This is a genomic window from Paenibacillus profundus (genome assembly GCF_021369635.1).
Classification (GTDB): domain Bacteria; phylum Bacillota; class Bacilli; order Paenibacillales; family Paenibacillaceae; genus Paenibacillus_B; species Paenibacillus_B profundus.
Window position 1 is genome coordinate 486,140 of sequence record NZ_JAJNBZ010000001.1, and the last position, 21,095, is coordinate 507,234.

Here is a 21,095-nt window from a genome sequence, read left to right on the forward strand (position 1 = left end):
ACTTGCTGCGTTTTCTCATAATAAAGTTGCCAATCCTGTCAAATTCACAAGAGAGAGGTAGACGTTAGGCCATGAGAAAACGCATGATTTGGATTACGATGTGTATGGTGTTCGTGCTGTTCGGCGCATATCAGTACAAGCATATGACACAGTCCGCTGCCACTTTCAGCAATGCAACCATAAAGTATGGATCAACGGGACAAGACGTAAATGAGCTGCAAGGACGGCTGAAGTTTTTAGGCTATTATGACGGTAAAGTGGATGGTGTGTTCGGTAGCTCCACGCTTGAATCTGTAAAGTGGTTCCAGTGGAAGTTCGGTATGAAGGCAGATGGTGTAGCTGGTCCGAAGACGAAATTGAAGCTGTATAACGCTACGAAAAATTGGAAGCCGGGAGCGGCAGAGACTGCGCCAAGCGCTTCAAAGCCCAAAAACAACGTCAGCGGCTCCAACAATCTTGGATTTTCCGAAAATGATTTGAAACTAATGGCCAATGCCGTATATGGCGAGTCTCGCGGCGAACCATACGAAGGCCAGGTAGCTGTGGCCGCTGTCATTCTTAACCGGGTAAAATCACCTAGCTTCCCGAACACAGTATCGGGCGTTATATTCCAACCAGGGGCATTCACTGCCGTAGCAGACGGCCAAATCTGGTTGACGCCCAATGAAAAGGCACGCCAAGCTGTACAGGATGCGATCGAAGGATGGGATCCAAGCGGCGGCTGCCTGTATTATTTCAACCCGGTTACCGCCACGTCCAAGTGGATTTGGACCCGGACTCAAGTGAAAACGATCGGCAAGCATATATTCTGTATGTAGCATTCGGAACGAAGAAGCAATGGTCAGGGCTCGACCGTTCGCTTCTTTGTTTTTAAATGGAAGTGCAATTTCTATATTCGGTATGTGGCAAGTATACTATGGATAAATATCGAATATAAGATGCAAGATGCATGACAATAGCCGTGTAGGGGACACGGAAGAAGAGAGGTAAACACTCGTGAGCAAACCTACTTTTGAACGAGGCAATGTCAAAGGCATACGGGTTCACGTTATGCCGACGAATCGCTTCAAAACGTTCGCCATCTCCGTATACGTAGGGATACCGCTTCAGGAAGAAACGGTTACCCCGATCGCATTGACGCCATTTGTGCTTCGGCGAGGGACGGCTTCTTATCCGGAAACGATTCGCTTTCGCGAGCGGCTGGACGAAATGTATGGTGCAGGATTTGGGTTCGACGTATACAAGCGGGGAGATTATCAAATTATACAGTTCCGTATGGACGTAATTAACGATACGTTCGTCCGTTCTGCAGACTCCTTGCTCGGTCAGGCGTTTCAATTTATGGGCGATGTCATTACTTCGCCTGTCACGGAAGAAGGAGTCTTCCGCAACAAGTATGTGACAGAGGAGAAAGAGACGCTGCGCCAGCGCATTGAATCGATTGTGAACGATAAGATACGATACGCGGCAGAGCGCTGCATTGAGGAAATGTGCAAAGATGAGCCATACCGGCTCCATGCACTTGGCGATCGTCAAGATTTGGATGGTATCGACGCACAATCGCTGCACGAGAAATATCGTTGGTGGCTGGAGCATGCCGCGATCGATGTGTATGTCGTAGGCGACACGACACTCGAAGAGGTGGAACGATACATTAACGAGTCCTTCGTCTTGAGCCGGATGGGCGAAACGCCTTATGCACGTTCTATGCCCGTTCCTCGGACCGGAGAACCGAACACGGTCGTCGAACGTCTGGACGTCAGTCAAGGGAAGCTTAACATGGGGCTTCGCTCCACCATCACTTACGCGGACAATGGGTATCCGGCAGCACTGTTATTCAATGGTGTGCTAGGCGGTTATCCACATTCGAAGCTATTTATTCATGTCCGGGAAAAGAACAGCCTTGCCTATTATGCATCATCGCGCTTTGACGGCCATAAAGGAATTTGCACGATCCAATCGGGGATTGAGTTCCAAAACTTTGATAAAGCGCAGCTTATTATTAAAGATCAGCTGGAAGCAATGAAGGCCGGACAGATTGAATCATTGGAGCTGAACCAGACGAAGGCGATGATAGCCAATCAGCTTCGGGAAATTGACGACTCAGCTTTTGAAATGATCGGTTTTGATTTTAACCGTGTCTTATCTGGCCGCGAACGCTCTACAGCCCAATTAATAGATGAGATTATACAAACGGATGAAACGCGCATACAAGAAGCGGCACAAACCTTTCATTTGGACACGATATACTTCTTGCGTAATCGGGAGGAGGTTTAACGATGGAGCAACGTCAATATTCCCAGTTGCAAGAAACGTTATATTACGAACGAATGGACAACGGTTTAGATGTCTACGTCTTGCCGAAGCCAGGCTTTCAGAAGACGTATGCAACGTTTTCGACGAAGTATGGTTCTATAGACAATCATTTTAAGGTTGAGGGCCAGAACGCGATTCAAGTCCCTGACGGTATCGCACATTTTCTCGAGCATAAAATGTTTGAAGAGCCTGAGGGTGATATTTTTGCAACCTTTGCCCAACAGGGCGCTTCTGCGAACGCATTCACAACCTTTGACCGTACCGTATACTTGTTCTCTTCCACCGCCCGAGTTGAGGAAAGTTTGGAGACATTAATTGATTTCGTGCAAAGACCATACTTTACGGATGAGAACGTAGAGAAGGAAAAGGGAATTATTGCGCAGGAAATCAACATGTATCGAGACAATCCGGCATGGCGTTCCTACTTCGGATTAATCGAGGCGATGTACCAGCGTCACCCAGTACACATCGATATTGCCGGAACGGTTGAATCGATCGGCACGATTACGAAGGAGACACTGTATACGTGTTACCACACCTTTTACCATCCGACCAATATGCTGCTGTTCGTCGTCGGCGGTGTAGATGAACAAGCTATTTTTGAATTAGTGCGGCGCAATCAATCGCAGAAGCAGTTCGAGCCACAAGGACAAATCGATCGTATTTTCGAAGCAGAACCTGATGCGGTACAAGAGGCCAGACGTGTCTCGAAGCTGCCCGTTTCCATCCCGCGCTGCTTGTTCGGATGCAAAGAACCCCGAACAGGACTGGAAGGCAGAGCGCTCTTGGAGTATGAAATTGCAACGCGCGTCATGATGGATTTGCTGCTGGGCAGCAGCTCGCCACTGAACCAGATCCTATATGAAGAAGGACTGACAACCGATTCATTCGGCAGCGAGTTCAACTGCAGTCCGGATTATGCGTTCTCGATTATGGGCGGAGAAACCAAGGAGCCGGATCGCTTAGTGCAGCGTGTACAGGAACTAATTGAACAAGCGAAGCAGAAAGGCTTCGAAATGGCTTCGTTCGAACGTATTCGCAATAAAGCGATCGGTTCTTATTTGCGAATGCTTAATTCGCCAGAAGCAATTGCTAATGAATTCACGAAGTTCAAGTTCCGGGATACGGATTTATTTGATATAATTTCCGTATACGAATCACTAAAGTTAGAACAGGTTCATCAGCGGCTTCAAGAACATTTCGATTGGAATCGATTAGCGGTTTCAATCGTGGAACAGCCGTAGTATATGAAGGCGTGCCTGACTAACGGGTACGCCTTCTTTGTATTTCGGTATTAGTCCAAGGTTACAGCATGTAAAGGGGAGAACAGGGAATGAAGGCTTTAGCGGAAACTTCCGTGTTGATTACAGGAGCAAGCCGGGGGATTGGGGCTGCCATCGCTGAACGATTCGCTTCCGTGGGGATGAAGGTCATCATCCATTATTTGCAGTCCCATGAATCCGCCAATGAAGTGGCGAGACGGTGCTTGGCATATGGCGGCGAAGTGATGACGATCGCAGCTGATTTACGTTCAGGGGAACAGATCGATCGGATGAAAACGAAGCTGGACGAGCTCGGGTTCACACCGGATATTGTTGTAAATAATGCAGGTGTCGCGTATTACGGTCTGTTTACCGATGTGACGGAAGAAGAATGGGATGAATGCATGAGCATTAATTTAAAGGGGATGTTTCTATGCGCCCAACGATTTGTGCCCCATATGATTTCGCAGAAATACGGTCGCATCATTAATGTATCATCGATCTGGGGCATTACGGGGGCTTCTTGTGAAGTGATGTATTCCACGGCAAAGGGCGGGGTAAATGCGTTTACGAAGGCGTTGGCCAAAGAGCTTGCCCCATCCGGTGTGACAGTCAATGCGGTTGCTCCAGGTGCAGTGGACACGGATATGGTCAAACATTTGGATAATGAGGAGCGGGTTGCTCTTCAGGACGATATTCCGCTAGGCCGCCTTGGCACTCCAGAAGAAGTAGCATCGCTTGTCTACTTCTTGGCTTTACCGGAGTCGAGCTACATTACGGGACAGGTCATCAGCCCCAACGGAGGATGGCAAACATAGCCAGGGCGCAATCCATTCATGTCAATCATACTCCCGAGGCAGGTTTTATCTATGATGAGAACGCATAATTCTGGCCTCAATCGTACATATTACGACTGTTGACGCATTAACTAAAGCGACAAGGAGGCGTTCTCATGTCATCTGTACTTAAAAGTTTCGACTCATGGAAAAAATTTCTTGGCGAGCGCGTCAAGCAAGCAAAAGGAATTGGTATGACAGAAGAAACCATTTCCAAATTAGCTTATGAAATCGGCTCGTTCTTGGATGAGAAAGTGGATCCTCAGAATCAGCAGGAGCGCACGCTGAAAGAGTTGTGGGAGGTCGGATCCGATGAAGATCGGAAGACGATTGCCCGCTTGATGGTGAAATTGGCTGAGCGCAACGGCTAATTGACACATGGCAGAGCAGCATGAGAAACCCTCTACCGAGGCCTTTCGGAAGATGAGCGACCGCGTGTAGAGGTAGGGTTTATTGCCATAAGGAATGTTTGGCTGCGCTTTACCGCTTTACCAGAATTTAAACATTCCTTATTGGTCAAAAAGAAAGGGAGTTCTACAAAGAACTTTCTTTCTTTTCTGTCATCTTCATCTCATTGTTGTCACATGAATACATGCTCACAATCTGCTATAATAATACTATTCGCCTTACGGTTAAAGCTTGCCGTTTTTTTCTTTCATTTTTCACTTTGTCCGGTGGAATTTACGTGCCAGTTATTGTAGAATGAAAAGCGGCGGATTACCGCGGATGAGGTGTGTGTCATGGAATATAAACAGTGGTATATGGAATATAAAATACATAAAAATCGCCCAGGGCTGCTCGGGGATATCGCATCACTTCTCGGTATGCTTGAGGTGAATATTCTTACAATAAATGGTGTCGAGGATAAGACTCGGGGAATGCTACTGCAGACGGATGATGACGAGAAAATTGAGATTATGGGGCAGATGTTGAAGAAGGTCGACAATATTACAGTTTCCGCCCTTCGTCAGCCCAAATTGGTCGATATTTTGGCAGTTCGTCATGGGAGATATATTGAAAGGGATTCCGATGATCGGAAGACATTTCGGTTTACTCGGGATGAGCTTGGTCTGCTTGTTGATTTCTTGGGGGAAATATTCAAACGCGATGGACACCAAGTGATTGGTCTTCGTGGAATGCCTCGTGTCGGCAAGACGGAATCGATTATCGCCGGTAGCGTCTGTGCGATGAAGCGATGGTCTTTTGTCTCGTCTACCCTGCTGCGTCAGACTGTCCGCAGTCAAATGTCTGAGGAAGAAATGAGTTCGAACAACATTTTCATTATCGATGGCATTGTCAGCACGATACGCTCCAATGAGAAGCATGAATCGCTTCTTTACGAAATTATGAATATGCCTTCCACCAAAGTGATTGAACATCCGGACATTTTTGTTCAGGAGACCCGATATAATTACGATTTATTTGATTACATTATTGAATTGCGCAATACGCCAGATGAAGAAATTACATATGAGACGTTTACGACCAATTATCATGATCTATAGGATTGGGAGTTGCGGGTTATATACAAGTACGTGTTCAAAAAGTGAACTTTTCAGCACCGAGAAGGTTGCAAGAACCTGAAGCGTATGCTTCCGAAGCGAGTTTTGCTCCGCAAAACTTATAAGGAGGAGCGAAGTGTAGGCGAGACTACATGAGCACCGGACTTAGAGGGTGAGTGCAAGATTCGATGTCGAACCGCTTCCTAGATGATCTTGGTGATCAAAAGGGGACTTTTTGAACATACTTTGCAGCATGATATTCCAGACAGGAGGTGAGGTTGTGTCAGAATTAGGACAGCTGTTGAAGAAAGCCAGGCTGGAGAAAGGCCTCTCGTTGGATGATGTCCAGGAAGCTACGAAGATTCGGAAGCGTTATTTGGAAGCAATTGAAGAAGGGGATTACAAAGTGCTGCCGGGCTCGTTCTACGTACGCGCCTTCGTAAAAACGTACGCAGAGACGGTGGGCTTAAACCCGGATGAAATATTGCAATATTACCGCAATGATATTCCTGCTACCGAGCCGGAGACCAATAGCGAGCCAATAATTCGGAAGAAACGCAGTGTTCAGCATTCGGACCGATTCGGGAGATGGGCGACGACGCTGCTGATGTGGGCGTTCGTTATTCTTATTTTTGTGATCCTATATTTCTTTTTAGTAAAAACGTCGGATACCCCGAACAATCAGACTGCGGATGATACGAAGATTACCGATTCGGAGTCGCCGTCCCCAGTTGCGGGTGAGGGGAATAAAGGCGATACTGCAGGCGGCAACGGAGGCAACACGAGCACAGAGCCGCCGGTTACACCAGAGCCAGAGCCTGAACCAAAACCGATTGTTGTGCTTGAGAAGTCAAGTCGAAGCGAGGACAATTTTGTGGTTGCCGCTCCGGACAACGGGAAATTGGAAGTCGAAATAACGTCGACAGGCGGTTACAGTTGGTTGGGCGTGTTCGTAGGTAATCGTCAGGGCGAACGGCTGTATTACGAGAACTTGGACGATGGTAAAACTGTGAAATACGAGATGCCAGACAAAGGAATGGCGATTCGAATGGGGCGGGCCGATTTTATTACCGTCAAAATCGCTGGGGAAGTAATCCCTGACGGTGATGTGGCTGGCTTGAAAAACATGAATCTGAAGCTGGTTCCATATGAAGAAGCGCAGAAGCTCCAGCAAGAAGCCGGAGGCGCAGGAAATACCGGTAATTCGGGGGCGAACGGAACAAGCACGCCCTAAACCGATACGCGCGGCTTATGGATAAATCATCTAGCAAGGTGACCAGCATAATGCCATCTCTGCAGGGGAGAATAATCGTTGCGGCGATCATTATATCTCTTCACAAGTGAGGTGTCGAGCATGGCAGTAAGCTGGGTGGTCACAGGTCTTGGTGTAGTCGTCAGCTTGTTGGGTTATTATTTATCGCCAAGTGCATGGGGTTACGGCATATTAGGATTCGGCTTGGCGCATATTGTGCTTGGTGTGCTGGATATGTTCCGCATGCCGGAGCGCAGCCGTTACTAGTAGACGTGTAACGCACAGGCATTCTTTTGCTGACGCAGTCTGCAGAGGAATGCCTTTGTGTTGTATTACATAATGTTTCAGTAATGAGGAAGAACGGAAGGGAGAGGTCAATATATGGCAGACTGTTCATTCGATATTGTATCTAACATGGATATGCAGGAGTTGAACAACTCAGTTAAGCAGGCGGAACGTGAAATTGAAACCAGGTATGATTTTAAGGGGAGCAAGAGCAGTATTTCATTAGAAAAAGAGGATCTGGTCATTGCCTCCGAAGATGAATATAAGCTTAAGAGCGTTATTGATATTTTACAATCCAAAATGGTCAAACGCGGCATATCTCTCAAAAATGTCGAATACGGCAAATTGGAGCCTGCATCGGGAGGTTCTGTGCGGCAACGCATCAAGCTGAAACAAGGGATTGAACAGGATATCGCCAAAAAAATCAACATTTTAATTCGGGACTCGAAATTGAAAGTGAAGAGTCAAATTTTGGGGGACCAAATTCGGGTAACCGGCAAAAATAAAGATGATCTGCAGGAGGTAATGCAGCTGCTCAGAGGAGCTGATTTACCGTTAGACTTGCAATTTACGAATTATCGTTAAACTTATAATGAGTGTACAAAAGGGGCTTTTTGAACAGCCTCTTATAGCCCGCCACCTCTCAAGCAGAGCTTTTAGAGGATGCTGGGCTTTTTTTTGGTTTTTGACTAGAAAGATAGCCCTGTATTATACTTGATGAGATAGAAATAGGTTTAAAGAAGCGTGATTGTTGCTAGACTAGAAATATAAAGAATCGTATGGGGAAGCAATGGTTATTAAAGCGACTCGTTGCCGTAACGAACAGGATGAGCTGCAATTTGCTATGGGGGATGTATAAATGACAGAAAAGATTAAAATCGTGACTTTGGGCTGCGACAAAAACTTGGTTGACTCGGAAATTATGTCCGGTTTGATTCACGAACGTGGATATGAGCTAGTGGAGAAGGAAGAGGACGCAACCGTCATTATCGTAAATACGTGTGGATTTATCGATGCCGCTAAGGAAGAATCGGTAAACACCATTTTAAGTTTGGCTGATTTGAAAGAGACGGCTGATTTAAAAGCTCTCATCGTGTCTGGCTGTTTAACGCAGCGGTATAAAGAGCAGCTGCTCGAAGAAATGCCGGAAATTGACGGAATCGTCGGAACGGGTGATTTCGATAAAATTAATGATATTGTAGATGAAGCGCTCCAAGGAAGCAAGCCTGTGCGAGTTGGCAATCCGGTATTTGATTATGATCGGATTTTGCCGCGTAAGGTAGCCACGCCTAGATATACGGCTTATGTGAAGATTGCAGAAGGCTGTGACAATAACTGCACGTTCTGCAGCATTCCGATTATGCGCGGTAAATTCCGCAGCCGCACGATGGATTCGATCTTAGCCGAAGTGAAGCTGTTGGCCGATCAAGGCGTCAAAGAATTCAGTCTAATTGCGCAGGATTCAACAAACTACGGCGTAGATTTGTATGATGGGTTTAAACTGCCTGAATTAATGCATAAAGTGAGTGAAGTTCCAGGTGTGGAATGGGTCCGCCTGCATTATGCTTACCCTGGCTTCTTCTCGGATGAACTGATTGAAGCGATCGCGAGCAATCCGAAGATTTGCAAATATATCGACATGCCGCTGCAGCATAGTGAAGACAATATTTTGAAACGGATGCGCCGTCCAGGTCGTCAACGCGATTCACGTGAATTGGTTCGCAAAATCCGCGAGCGCATTCCAAGTGCTGCCTTGCGCACATCGATTATTGTCGGCTTCCCAGGAGAGACCGATGAAGATTTTGAAGGACTGTGCAATTTCGTCCGAGAAATGAAATTCGACCGTCTCGGCGTGTTCACCTATTCTTCGGAAGAATCAACGCCGGCGACTCGCTTGCCGGATCATGTGCCGGATGAAGTCAAAGAGTGGCGCGCGAACACGCTGATGGAAATTCAACGTGAAGTGTCGAAGCAGGTGAGTGAGAAGCGAATTGGCGAAATCGTGGAGGTGCTCGTTGAACGATACGACGGACGCAACGATGTATATATCGGCCGTTCGCAATTTGACGCGCCTGAAATTGACGGTGAAGTGTTTATTTCCAATTCGCAACTGAGCATTGGGGATATTACGAAAGTAAAGATTACGCATGCTCTTGAATTCGATTTAGCCGGGGAGGGTGTCTCGTGAATCTGGCGAATAAGATAACGTTAGCACGCATTTTTCTCGTGCCGATAATGATGTTCTTTCTATTGGTGAACTTTGATTACTTGCCACCGATACGAATTGAGGACTTCTATATCACATACAACCAGATATTTGCGGCGTTAATCTTCATTATTGCAGCCAGTACGGATGGATTAGACGGCTATATTGCGCGCAAACGCAAGATGGTTACGAATCTCGGCAAGCTGCTAGATCCGCTAGCAGACAAACTTCTGGTAGCTGCCGTCCTGATTTCTCTCGTGGAAATGGGCAAATGTCAGGCTTGGATTGCCGTCGTCATTATTAGCCGTGAATTTGCGGTTACGGGCTTGCGCCAGGTTGCTCTGTTGGAAGGGACCGTGGTAGCGGCTAGCAAATGGGGCAAATGGAAGACAGCCATACAAATTACAGCCATTGTAGCTATGTTATTGAACAATTTCCCGTTCGCGTTTATTAATTTCCCGTTCGATGTCATCTCAACTTGGCTTGCGGCGTTGATCACGGTGTATTCGGGTATTGATTATTTCGTGAAAAATAAAAAGGTGCTTCACTTTTCGTAACGGCAAAATGTAAAGTGCGTGTTTAAATACAGATTCGATGTCGAATTATCCTCTCGAGATACATCGTGATCAAAAGGGAACTTTTTAAACAACCTTTGCGAGACAGCCTTTTAAACAATAGGCGCTTTTTTCTACGACATCGACTGTAGAGTGGATCGAGGAAAGAAGGCCTATTGTTTTTTCATGAATAAAATGACTCATTGATACACGAAAGGCGCGGACAGGATGATGAAGCAGCTTGCAGCGGCTTTACAGGTTGGATTTAGCATTTACATACATTGAAAGCATGGCGGTACAGATATAGATGAAGGATGGTGTCTTATATGAAAGCCGAAATGATTGCTGTCGGTACGGAACTGCTATTAGGGCAAATTGTAAACACCAATGCACAATATTTATCTCAGCAGTTGGCTCTTCTTGGGGTTGATGTCTATTATCAGACGGTAGTTGGCGATAATGCCGATCGGCTCCGTCACACAATCGAAGTGGCGCGAAGCCGTTCGAATGTCATTTTGTTTACAGGCGGACTCGGACCTACGATGGACGATATAACGAAAGATGTGTTGGCTGAATTGCTGGGGAGCGAGTTGTATCATGACGAGGATGCATTGACCCAGATGGAGAAAATGTTTGCCGGACGCGGTACTCCGATGGTAGAAAGCAATAAGCGCCAAGCGCTCGTTATTGAAGGGGCGGACGTGCTTCCGAACAGAACTGGCTTGGCGATCGGGAATGCGATCGTTCATGAAGGTGTGGCATATATTGTGCTTCCCGGGCCTCCGCGTGAAATGAAACCGATGTTTGCAGAACAGGTCATTCCTTGGATGAAAGACAATGGATTGCTTGATGCATCGACGCTGTATACGCGTATGCTGAAATTTGCAGGCGTCGGTGAATCCAGCTTGGAGGATGCGCTTCGTGATCTAATTGAGGCGCAGGGGGATACAACGATTGCGACGTACGCCAAAGAAGGTGAAGTGCTCGTTCGTCTTGCGACGAAGAGCGATGATGCAGCTCTGGCTGCAAGCAAGCTTGGAGAAGTAGAAACGGAAATCACGAATCGTCTCGGTCAGCATCTGTATGCAGCAGAAGACGTATCGATGAACGAGGTGCTCGTCAACCATCTCATTCAGCATCAAATGACGTTGTCTGCTGCGGAAAGCTGTACAGGAGGCTTATTTGCGGAGATGATGACGTCAGTTCCGGGAAGCTCACAAGTGTTTCTTGGTGGAGCCGTAACGTATTCCAACGAAATGAAGGAACGGATTCTCGGTGTGCCCCATGAGCTGTTAGAAGGGGAAAGCGCTCCGGGAGCGGTTAGTTCTGAAGCGGCCAAAGCGATGGTTGAGGGCATGCAGGACATTGCGGACACGGATTTCACGGTTGCAATTACAGGGGTTGCCGGGCCAGGCCATTCAGAACGTAAACCGGTAGGTCTTGTCTATATTGCAATCGGAGAAAAGGGCAAGGATACGCATGTCGAAGAGCTCCGCTTGAGCGGGGATCGCGACACGATCCGAATTAGAACGGTGAACGCCGTAATGTACCGCTTATGGCGGAAATTGCAAGGACATGGATAAACTTTACTTTCGTTGTGGCATAGCTTATAATTAAATTAATAGTTAACGGAGGAACCGTAACAAAGTCATCTTACTTTGTTGCGGTTTTTTTTTGCGCATTGCTACTATTTCACGTTGTACAAAATGTTAATAAAAGGGATTTGGGGGTGGTTTTTCGCAAAATAAACGAATGTATGTTCGAAAAAATGCTTGGCAAACCGATCAAAACACGGTATGATATATTTATCAAACAAACGAATGAAGGAAGTGAGTTTGTGTCAGATCGCCGCGCTGCATTAGAAATGGCATTGCGTCAAATTGAGAAACAATTCGGTAAAGGTTCGATTATGAAACTCGGCGAATCCACTCATATGCAAGTTGAGATCGTTTCGAGCGGATCGTTAGCATTAGATATAGCATTAGGTATAGGTGGACTGCCACGAGGCCGTGTTGTTGAAGTATACGGACCAGAATCTTCTGGTAAGACGACGGTTGCACTACATGCTATTGCTGAAGTGCAGAAGTCAGGTGGACAAGCTGCATTCATCGATGCGGAACATGCTTTGGACCCGTTGTATGCAAGTAAGTTGGGCGTTAACATTGATGAGTTGCTTCTGTCTCAGCCGGATACAGGAGAGCAAGCACTTGAAATCGCCGAAGCGCTCGTGCGCAGCGGTGCTGTCGATATTGTCGTTATTGACTCTGTTGCTGCACTCGTACCGAAGGCAGAGATCGAAGGCGAGATGGGGGACTCTCATGTCGGCTTGCAAGCACGCTTGATGTCTCAAGCTTTGCGTAAATTATCCGGTGCCATCAGTAAGTCCAAGACGATTGCTATATTCATTAACCAGTTGCGCGAGAAGGTCGGCGTAATGTTCGGTAACCCAGAGACGACTCCGGGTGGTCGCGCGCTGAAGTTCTATTCTAGTGTGCGTCTGGATGTGCGCCGTGTAGAGACGATCAAGCAAGGGAATGATATGATCGGTAACCGTACGCGCATTAAGGTTGTGAAGAATAAAGTTGCGCCTCCGTTTAAGCAAGCGGATATCGATATTATGTATGGAGAGGGTATTTCCCGCGAAGGCAGCATCGTCGATATCGGTACGGAATTGGATATTATTCAGAAGAGCGGTGCGTGGTACTCCTATGACAGTGAGCGCTTAGGCCAGGGCCGCGAGAATGCGAAGCAATTCTTGAAGGAGCATCGCGACATTTCAGAAGTCATTGAGAAAAAGATTCGTGATGCCAGCAATTTATCGACGACAATTCCACAGAATGCTTCGAACGAAGAAGAAGATGAAGCACTTGAACTGGAAGTAGAAGAGTAATCATAACTGTTATGGACAAGCACCTTCAAGTTTGTTGAAGGTGCTTGTTTTTGTACATACTTTGCGATGCTTATTTATTTTGTTTGGTCATAACGGCACTGCTGCGGTATAGTAAAGATACCGTGTATTCATTGGGGGAAGAAAGAGCGAAATGAACACGGATGGAGGAGAGTACTGTGAGCGATAAGGAACGTATCGTATCCATCGTGCGGGTCGAGCGTGACGAGAAGCAGGCAGGACGATATATTATTCATTTGGATCAAGCTTCACCGCTCAACGTACATGAGGCAGTGATGATTAAATATCGCCTGTTGAAAGGTACGGAGCTATCTCTGGACTCCTTGGACGAGATATTGCGTGCAGACGAAGGGAATAAGGCCTACGTTCAATCGATCAAGTATTTGCAACGCAAACCTAGAACCCGGATGGAACTGGCCCGTAACCTGGCTCAGAAGGGCTATGAAGAGGGTATCATCCAAGAGGTGCTGGATCGGCTGGAGCAGGAGTGGCTGGTCGATGATCAGGCTTATGCGCACCAATGGACGAATCAACGGGTCACCCGTCATATGAAGGGTCGTCGCTGGATACAGCACGAGTTGAAGCAGAAGGGCGTTCACGAGCAGCATATCAGTTCCGCAATAGAGGCGATAGAGCCCGAACAGGAATGGGAGAGCGCTATGCAGGCTGCCCGCAAGAAATGGCGGCAAACCAAGGGTGAACTTCATCTTCGCAAACAGAAGGTGGCGGCTTTTTTGGCCAGAAGAGGATACCCAATGGATATAGCCAGGCGTGCCGCTTACCAAGCAGCGGATGAACAGGAAGCAGAAAACGAAGTCTGGGATGGGGAAGAAGGAGAGTAAAGTGTCAGCTTGCGGCATTTGCTTGACAATATCTTTTCATGAATAATAAAATGAACATGTATCTTTATTATCACGAAATCAATTTCCCCTTCCAAAAATTGATTTCTAATGATTCATTTCGCCAATTTTGAAGATTTCCGATTGTCGCCTTTGGGCGGCGCCGGTGTATGCGGAAGCATCACCTTCGCCGGCGTAAAGACGCCGGTCACCTAGCTTAATTAAGAATATGGAACATGTGAACAATCGAAAATGAAACCTGACCCAAGCAGTGCTTGGAGCAACCAACGGGGAGGTGAGGCAATGGAGATTAACATTTGGCTCGCGATCGTTCTCGTTGTGGCTGCATTGTTCTTGGGGTTTGGAATCGGATACCTGATTCGCAAATCGCTTGCGGAAGCGAAAATAACGAGTGCCGAGCACGCCGCGGAGCAAATTATGGATAGCGCGCGCAAAGAAGCTGAGGCACTGAAGAAAGAAACGGTGCTTGAAGCAAAAGACGACATCCATAAACTTCGCACCGAAGCGGAGAAAGATATCCGCGAACGTCGGAACGAAATTCAACGTCTGGAGAGACGCTTACTTCAAAAAGAAGAGTCGTTGGATAAAAAGTTAGAATCGCTGGAACGTAAAGAAGAACAAGTGGCTAACAAAGAGAAACGAATCGAAGAGACACAAGAGCAGATCGATCGTATTTGTCAGCAGCAAGTTTCTGAATTGGAACGCATTTCGAACCTGAGCATGGAAGATGCAAGAAGCATCATCTTGACGAATGTGGAACAGGAAGTGCGTCATGAAACGGCACAAATGATTAAAGAAATCGAGCAGCAAGCGCGAGAAGAAGCGGACAAGCGTTCACGCGAAATTATTACGCTGGCTATTCAACGCTGTGCCGCGGATCATGTGGCGGAAACGACCGTTTCCGTTGTTGCGTTGCCGAACGAAGAGATGAAGGGACGCATCATCGGACGGGAAGGACGCAATATCCGTGCGCTCGAAACGTTGACGGGTATCGATCTCATTATTGACGATACGCCAGAAGCAGTCATTTTGTCCGGGTTTGACCCAATCCGTCGTGAAATCGCACGGACTTCGCTTGAAAAGCTCGTTGCCGACGGACGTATTCATCCAGCGCGTATCGAAGAGATGGTGGAAAAATCGCGCAAGGAAGTGGACGAACGGATACGCGAATATGGGGAACAGGCAACGTTCGAAGTTGGCGTACACGGCTTGCATCCTGATTTAATCAAGATTTTGGGCCGTCTGAAATTCCGTACGAGCTACGGTCAGAACGTGCTCAAGCATTCCATGGAAGTAGCTTATCTTGCTGGTTTGATGGCAGGAGAGCTCGGCGAAGATGTGACATTGGCGAAACGTGCCGGATTGTTGCATGACATCGGAAAAGCGTTGGATCACGAAGTGGAAGGATCTCACGTCGAAATCGGCGTAGAGTTGGCGAAAAAGTATAAAGAACATCCAGTAGTCATCAACAGCATCGCATCTCATCACGGCGATTGTGAAGCAACTTCCGTCATTGCCATGCTGGTCGGAGCGGCGGATGCCCTCTCAGCAGCAAGACCGGGCGCGCGTAGGGAAACACTCGAAACGTACATCAAACGTCTGGAGAAATTGGAAGATATTTCAGAGTCGTTCGAAGGCGTGGAGAAATCGTACGCTATCCAAGCCGGACGCGAAGTTCGTGTCATGGTCCAGCCGGATAAGATCGATGATGCGGAAGCCTACCGCCTCGCTCGAGATATTACGAAGAAGATTGAGGGCGAGTTAGACTATCCGGGTCATATTAAAGTAACGGTTATTCGTGAAACCCGCGCTGTGGAATATGCGAAATAACATGGATATATGGGATTAGGAGAAGTGGCCCTAGTGGCCACTTCTCCCTTTTAAGGAGGACCTTGTTCAACATGAAAGTGATGTTTATTGGTGATATTGTAGGGAATACGGGACGTAAAGCGGTCAAGCTGCTCCTTCCGTCACTCAAACAGAAATATAATCCTCACATCATTATCGCCAATGCGGAAAATGCTGCAGGCGGACGCGGCGTAACAGCTGCAATAATTAAAGAGTTCGCCGATCTAGGCATTCATGGATTTACGATGGGCAACCATACGTGGGATAACAAAGATATTTTCGAATGGATCGATGACGAGAAGCGCTTGGTGCGGCCAGCCAACTTCCCACCGGGTACGCCGGGGCGGGGGTATGCATCCATCAAAGTGAACGGCAAAGAATTAGTCATCATCAACCTGCAAGGACGCACATTCCTGCCGGCCATCGATTGTCCCTTCCGGAAAGCGGATGAGATTATCGAGTCGCTTGGCAAAAAGCGCAAAGCAGTGCTCGTAGATTTCCATGCGGAAGCTACGTCCGAGAAGATTGCGATGGGCTGGCATTTGGACGGGCGCGCATCGCTCGTCGTCGGCACGCACACGCATGTGCAGACGAATGATGACACCATTCTGCCGCAAGGCACAGCATACTTGACGGATGTGGGCATGGTCGGTTCCAAGGAAGGCGTGCTTGGCATGGAGCGAGAAGCGGTGCTGCGCAAGTTCAAGACGCAGCTGCCGGTTCGGTTCGTCGTCGATGAAGGTAAATGGCAGTTCCATGCAGTAGTTGTGGACATCGACGAAGCGACGGGGCAAGCCGTTAAAATGGAAAAGGTGCGCGTTCGCGAGGACGATTGGATTATGAGCTAGACGTTCGTTTTTCGGACGTCTTTTTTTTGTTTACAGAGGAATGGGAGTGAAGGATGAGATAGAAGGAATTTTTGGGAGTTTCTCGAATATGTTGTAGTATTGGAGTCTAACCCTAACATTCCCGAGGAGGTACTTTCCATGGAAGTATTAAAGGTTTCAGCAAAGTCCAATCCAAATTCGGTAGCTGGAGCGTTAGCAGGGGTTTTGCGCGAACGGGGAGCAGCCGAACTGCAGGCAATCGGTGCCGGGGCCTTGAATCAAGCGATTAAAGCGGTCGCGATTGCACGGGGATTCGTCGCACCAAGTGGTGTGGATTTGATTTGCATACCTGCATTCACGGATATTGTCATTGACGGTGAAGATCGGACGGCAATTAAGTTAATTGTAGAGCCTAGATAGTGTGAAGACATGGAAATGACCGGGGGACTTTCTTAGCCTGTTTACGATGTAAGCAGGTTTTTTTACTTTGCTGAATGAGACGAGCCAGCCTGTAATAAACTCGGCGCTTAGTCGGACGGGCGTAACGAGGCATTGTCCACCGATAAGAGCTGCACATGCCTATGAAAGGATGAGAGATGGATGAATCACCGAGTTATCGATTTTCATTGTGACGTACTGTACAAAATGCTCTACCAAGGCAGCATTCATTTTGACCGTGAGGAGGGGCTGGATGTAACGTTGCCGCGAATGCGCCAGGGCGGAGTAGGTATGCAGGCGTTTGCGCTGTTTCTGGAAGATTCGCTTCTATCCGGTCCGCCTCGCTTTTCACAGGTGCTGCGCTGCATTGATTTGCTGCGTGAACGAATCAATGCTTTGCCAGGAGTTGAATACATACGTTATCGTGAAGATGTTGAACGATGGGAGCAAGATGCCGATAGTATTGGGACGCTCTTGTCGCTAGAAGGTGTAGAGGGCTTGGAAGGGGATATGGTCTACGTGCGTACGGCCTACGAGCTGGGTGCGCGTTTTGTCGGGTTAACGTGGAACCATGCCAATTGGGCGGTTGACGGGACGCTTGAGCCGCGTCAGGGCGGGTTTACGAGCAAAGGACGGCAGTTCATTCGTGAATGCGACCGGCTGGGGCTGATGATTGATGTGTCGCACTTGAATGAGAACGGATTTTGGGAGCTGCTTGATCTGACGGAACGGCCGATATTTGCCTCTCATTCTAATGCAGCACATATACTCGAGCATCCTCGTAATTTGAAAGACAAGCAGATTCAAGCAATTATTGAACGTAACGGGCGTATCGGCATAACGTTCGTGCCTTATTTTATTAAGGATGGAGAAACGGTAACGATTGATGATTTAATTCGGCATATTGACCACATCTGTGAGCTAGGTGGCGAAAAACACGTGATGTTCGGGTCTGACTTTGACGGTATTGACCGGAAAATTGACAAATTGGAGCATTCAGGACAATACGCTCATCTGCTGGAACAATTGGATAAAAGATATTCGTCGACATTTGTCAAGCAGATCGCTCACACTAATGCATTGCAATTTTTGAAGACAAATCTACCTTTGCGAGATGAATAAGACAAATATTCATCTCGCAAAGGTATCATATCCATCGAAAGTTGCTATCGTGGACAACGGGGAAAACGCTTGCTTTTTCCTACACTCGGACATAGAATGAGAATGACTCAACCATTACTATTTTTTTACTTGTTACATTTTATCGAACTTTGGTGTGCATCTATGAGGATGCAAGCGCGAGTCACCTTTCAAAAGGAGTGGGCGAGCTTGATTAGTCAATTGTCTTGGAAAATCGGGGGTCAGCAAGGGGAAGGCGTAGAAAGTACGGACCGTATTTTCTCGACGGCATTAAATCGTCTTGGTTATTATTTGTACGGCTATCGTCATTTTTCTTCCCGTATTAAGGGTGGACATACGAACAATAAAATCCGCATCAGCACGAAGCCGATTAGAGCGATTTCGGACGACTTGGATATTTTGGTCGCATTCGACCAAGAATCAATCGATTTGAACGTTCATGAGCTGCGTTCTGGAGGCGTCATTGTAGCGGACGCGAAATTTAACCCGGTCGTTCCAGAAGGAAACGATGCGCGGTTGTTCGCGGTTCCGATTACGGCGATCGCAGAAGAACTGGGCGCCTCACTGATGAAAAATATGGTCGCTTCCGGCGCTTCGTGGGGATTGCTTGGGTTGCCGCTCGAAGTATTTAACCAAGCGCTTGAAGAAGAATTCGGACGGAAAGGTCCGGCTGTCGTCGAGAAGAACGTGGAAGCGGCGCGCCGTGGCGCAGAATTTGTGCTGGAGCAAGCAGGCGGACCGCTGAACGAGTTCCAATTGGGGCCGGCAGATGGTAAGCAGAAGCTGTTCATGATCGGCAACGATGCAATGGGTTTGGGCGCGTTGGCTGCCGGTTGCCGGATTATGGCGGCCTATCCGATTACGCCAGCGTCTGAAATAATGGAATATTTGATTAAACGTCTGCCGAAGTTCGGTGGTACAGTCATTCAGACAGAGGATGAGATTGCTGCTATAACGATGGCAATTGGGGCGAACTATGGCGGTGTGCGGGCTATGACAGCGTCTGCCGGACCGGGGTTATCGTTGAAGACGGAAGCTATCGGCTTAGCTGGCATGACGGAAACGCCAATCGTAATTGTCAACACCCAGCGCGGGGGTCCAAGCACAGGTCTTCCGACGAAGCAAGAACAGAGCGACTTGAACGCTATGATCTATGCGACACACGGTGAAATTCCGAAGATTGTAATCGCACCGAGTTCGATTGAAGAATGTTTCTACGATATGATCGAAGCGTTTAATTTAACTGAGAAATATCAAGTTCCGGTCATCGTCTTGACGGATCTTCAGCTCTCTCTCGGCAAGCAGTCCTGTGAAATGCTGGACTACGAGCAAATCGTCATCGACCGCGGCAAGCTGGTCAATGACTTGCCTCCGTTAGAAGAGCATAAACAATTCAAGCGTTACGAGCTCACCGAAGACGGCATTTCTCCTCGCGTAATCCCAGGAGAGAAGGGCGGACTGCATCACGTAACAGGCGTTGAGCATGACGAAACGGGACGTCCGTCGGAAAGTTCGGTTAACCGCAAAAATATGATGGACAAACGGCTGAATAAATTGAACGGTCTGCACATCACGAATGCAATCCATGTAGACGCACCCCATGAACAGCCAGATTTGCTCTTGGTTGGCATGGGTTCCACAGGAGGAACGATTGATGAAGCGCGGACAAAGCTTGAAGCCGAGGGCATCAAGACGAATCATATTACGGTCCGTCAAATCTATCCGTTCCCAGCGGATTTGTTCGCACCGCACGCGGAACGAGCGCAAGCAATCGTCGTTATCGAGAACAATGCGACCGGTCAATTGGCGGATCAAATCAAGCTGAATGTCGGGTTCGGCGAGAAGACGCGCCGTATTAACAAATACGATGGCACGCCGTTCCTGCCTTCGGAATTGTACAAACAAAGCAAGGAGTTGGTCTAGAATGGCTACGTTTAAAGAGTTCCGCAACAATGTGAAGCCGAATTGGTGCCCGGGCTGCGGTGATTTCTCGATACAAGCGGCCATTCAACGCGCAGCGGCCAACGTCGGCTTAGAGCCTGAACAATTAGCGGTCGTATCCGGTATCGGATGCTCCGGACGGATATCTGGATATATTAACGCATACGGCTTTCATAGCATCCATGGCCGCGCACTTCCAATAGCTCAAGGCTTGAAGCTGGCCAACCGTGATTTGACGGTTATCGCTTCCGGCGGTGACGGAGACGGCTTCGCCATCGGGATGGGGCATACGGTGCATGCGATTCGTCGAAACGTGAATATTACGTACATCGTAATGGACAACCAGATTTACGGCTTGACCAAAGGACAGACGTCTCCGCGGAGCGCAGTGGGCTTCAAGACAAAGAGTACGCCGGAAGGCGCTATCGAATCGACGCTTTCACCATTAGAAATTGCGATGGCATCCGGAGCAACCTTCGTTGCCCAGTCGTTCTCCAGCGATTTGAAACAACTAACGTCACTGATTGAAGAAGGGATCAAGCATGAAGGCTTCTCATTTATTAACGTATTTAGCCCATGTGTTACCTTCAACAAAATTAATACGTATGATTGGTTCAAGGAGAATATCATCAACCTGAATACGGTAGAGAACTATGACTCTTCGAACCGCATCATGGCCATGACGAAGCTGATGGAATCCGGCGGGATGATTACAGGACTTATATATCAGGATAAGACAAGAAAGAGTTATGAGAACCAGGTGGTGGGCTTCCGTCCGGAACCGCTCGCCAAGCAAAATTTGCAAATTTCGCCTACCGATTTCGAGAAATTGGTGGCAGAATTCAAATAATTGTTGAAAAAGACATGCGTCAATTGACGCATGTCTTGTTTATTTTTCTAGTATAAGTAGTATAATATGA

General features: G+C 47.7%; 20 protein-coding genes. All 20 read left to right on the plus strand.

What is annotated here, in order from left to right:
- Positions 1–71 precede the first annotated feature (71 nt).
- Positions 72–818, plus strand: a complete 747-nt coding sequence (sleB, locus tag LQV63_RS02130; RefSeq protein ID WP_026011423.1) for a spore cortex-lytic enzyme — start codon at positions 72–74, stop codon at positions 816–818.
- A 178-nt stretch (positions 819–996) separates the two neighbouring features.
- Positions 997–2,277, plus strand: a complete 1,281-nt coding sequence (yfmF, locus tag LQV63_RS02135) for an EF-P 5-aminopentanol modification-associated protein YfmF (protein ID WP_233695465.1) — start codon at positions 997–999, stop codon at positions 2,275–2,277.
- Positions 2,278–2,279: 2 nt separating this feature from the next.
- Complete coding sequence (gene yfmH / locus LQV63_RS02140) at positions 2,280–3,560, plus strand: EF-P 5-aminopentanol modification-associated protein YfmH (RefSeq protein ID WP_233695466.1); 1,281 nt, start codon at positions 2,280–2,282, stop codon at positions 3,558–3,560.
- An 89-nt stretch (positions 3,561–3,649) separates the two neighbouring features.
- A complete protein-coding gene (gene ymfI / locus LQV63_RS02145) occupies positions 3,650–4,396 on the plus strand; it encodes an elongation factor P 5-aminopentanone reductase (RefSeq protein WP_019425053.1) in 747 nt (248 codons plus the stop codon).
- A gap of 134 nt (positions 4,397–4,530) precedes the next feature.
- Entirely contained in the window at positions 4,531–4,785 is a 255-nt protein-coding gene (locus LQV63_RS02150) for a DUF3243 domain-containing protein (protein ID WP_019425054.1), read from the plus strand.
- A gap of 369 nt (positions 4,786–5,154) precedes the next feature.
- Positions 5,155–5,919, plus strand: a complete 765-nt coding sequence (locus LQV63_RS02155; RefSeq protein ID WP_019425055.1) for a DUF3388 domain-containing protein — start codon at positions 5,155–5,157, stop codon at positions 5,917–5,919.
- Positions 5,920–6,196: 277 nt separating this feature from the next.
- A complete protein-coding gene (locus LQV63_RS02160) occupies positions 6,197–7,150 on the plus strand; it encodes a helix-turn-helix domain-containing protein (RefSeq protein WP_233695467.1) in 954 nt (317 codons plus the stop codon).
- Positions 7,151–7,270: 120 nt separating this feature from the next.
- Positions 7,271–7,435 carry a hypothetical protein gene (locus LQV63_RS02165; RefSeq protein WP_019425057.1) on the plus strand — a complete coding sequence of 55 codons (165 nt, stop codon included), beginning with the start codon at positions 7,271–7,273 and terminating at the stop codon, positions 7,433–7,435.
- A gap of 114 nt (positions 7,436–7,549) precedes the next feature.
- Positions 7,550–8,038 (plus strand): YajQ family cyclic di-GMP-binding protein, encoded by a 489-nt coding sequence (locus LQV63_RS02170; RefSeq protein ID WP_019425058.1) that lies wholly within the window; start codon positions 7,550–7,552, stop codon positions 8,036–8,038.
- 274 nt (positions 8,039–8,312) lie between these two features.
- Complete coding sequence (gene rimO, locus LQV63_RS02175) at positions 8,313–9,641, plus strand: 30S ribosomal protein S12 methylthiotransferase RimO (protein ID WP_233695468.1); 1,329 nt, start codon at positions 8,313–8,315, stop codon at positions 9,639–9,641.
- Positions 9,638–10,216 (plus strand): CDP-diacylglycerol--glycerol-3-phosphate 3-phosphatidyltransferase, encoded by a 579-nt coding sequence (pgsA, locus tag LQV63_RS02180; protein ID WP_019425060.1) that lies wholly within the window; start codon positions 9,638–9,640, stop codon positions 10,214–10,216. The genes rimO and pgsA overlap by 4 nt, the downstream gene beginning before the upstream one ends.
- 323 nt (positions 10,217–10,539) lie before the next feature.
- On the plus strand, positions 10,540–11,796 hold the full coding sequence (locus LQV63_RS02185; RefSeq protein ID WP_019425061.1) for a competence/damage-inducible protein A: 1,257 nt from the start codon (positions 10,540–10,542) through the stop codon (positions 11,794–11,796).
- 254 nt (positions 11,797–12,050) lie between these two features.
- Positions 12,051–13,103 (plus strand): recombinase RecA, encoded by a 1,053-nt coding sequence (gene recA, locus LQV63_RS02190; RefSeq protein ID WP_325175839.1) that lies wholly within the window; start codon positions 12,051–12,053, stop codon positions 13,101–13,103.
- 176 nt (positions 13,104–13,279) lie between these two features.
- A complete protein-coding gene (locus LQV63_RS02195; protein ID WP_233695469.1) occupies positions 13,280–13,963 on the plus strand; it encodes a regulatory protein RecX in 684 nt (227 codons plus the stop codon).
- Positions 13,964–14,263: 300 nt separating this feature from the next.
- Complete coding sequence (gene rny, locus LQV63_RS02200; RefSeq protein ID WP_019425064.1) at positions 14,264–15,811, plus strand: ribonuclease Y; 1,548 nt, start codon at positions 14,264–14,266, stop codon at positions 15,809–15,811.
- A gap of 71 nt (positions 15,812–15,882) precedes the next feature.
- Positions 15,883–16,677, plus strand: a complete 795-nt coding sequence (locus LQV63_RS02205; RefSeq protein WP_019425065.1) for a TIGR00282 family metallophosphoesterase — start codon at positions 15,883–15,885, stop codon at positions 16,675–16,677.
- 138 nt (positions 16,678–16,815) lie between these two features.
- On the plus strand, positions 16,816–17,076 hold the full coding sequence (locus tag LQV63_RS02210; RefSeq protein WP_006286829.1) for a stage V sporulation protein S: 261 nt from the start codon (positions 16,816–16,818) through the stop codon (positions 17,074–17,076).
- A gap of 180 nt (positions 17,077–17,256) precedes the next feature.
- Positions 17,257–18,216 carry a dipeptidase gene (locus tag LQV63_RS02215; RefSeq protein WP_233695470.1) on the plus strand — a complete coding sequence of 320 codons (960 nt, stop codon included), beginning with the start codon at positions 17,257–17,259 and terminating at the stop codon, positions 18,214–18,216.
- A 207-nt stretch (positions 18,217–18,423) separates the two neighbouring features.
- A complete protein-coding gene (locus tag LQV63_RS02220; protein WP_233695471.1) occupies positions 18,424–20,157 on the plus strand; it encodes a 2-oxoacid:acceptor oxidoreductase subunit alpha in 1,734 nt (577 codons plus the stop codon).
- Position 20,158: 1 nt separating this feature from the next.
- The gene (locus tag LQV63_RS02225) at positions 20,159–21,025 is read left to right on the plus strand and encodes a 2-oxoacid:ferredoxin oxidoreductase subunit beta (protein ID WP_019425068.1); all 867 of its coding nucleotides are present in this window, start codon (positions 20,159–20,161) and stop codon (positions 21,023–21,025) included.
- Positions 21,026–21,095: the final 70 nt, after the last annotated feature.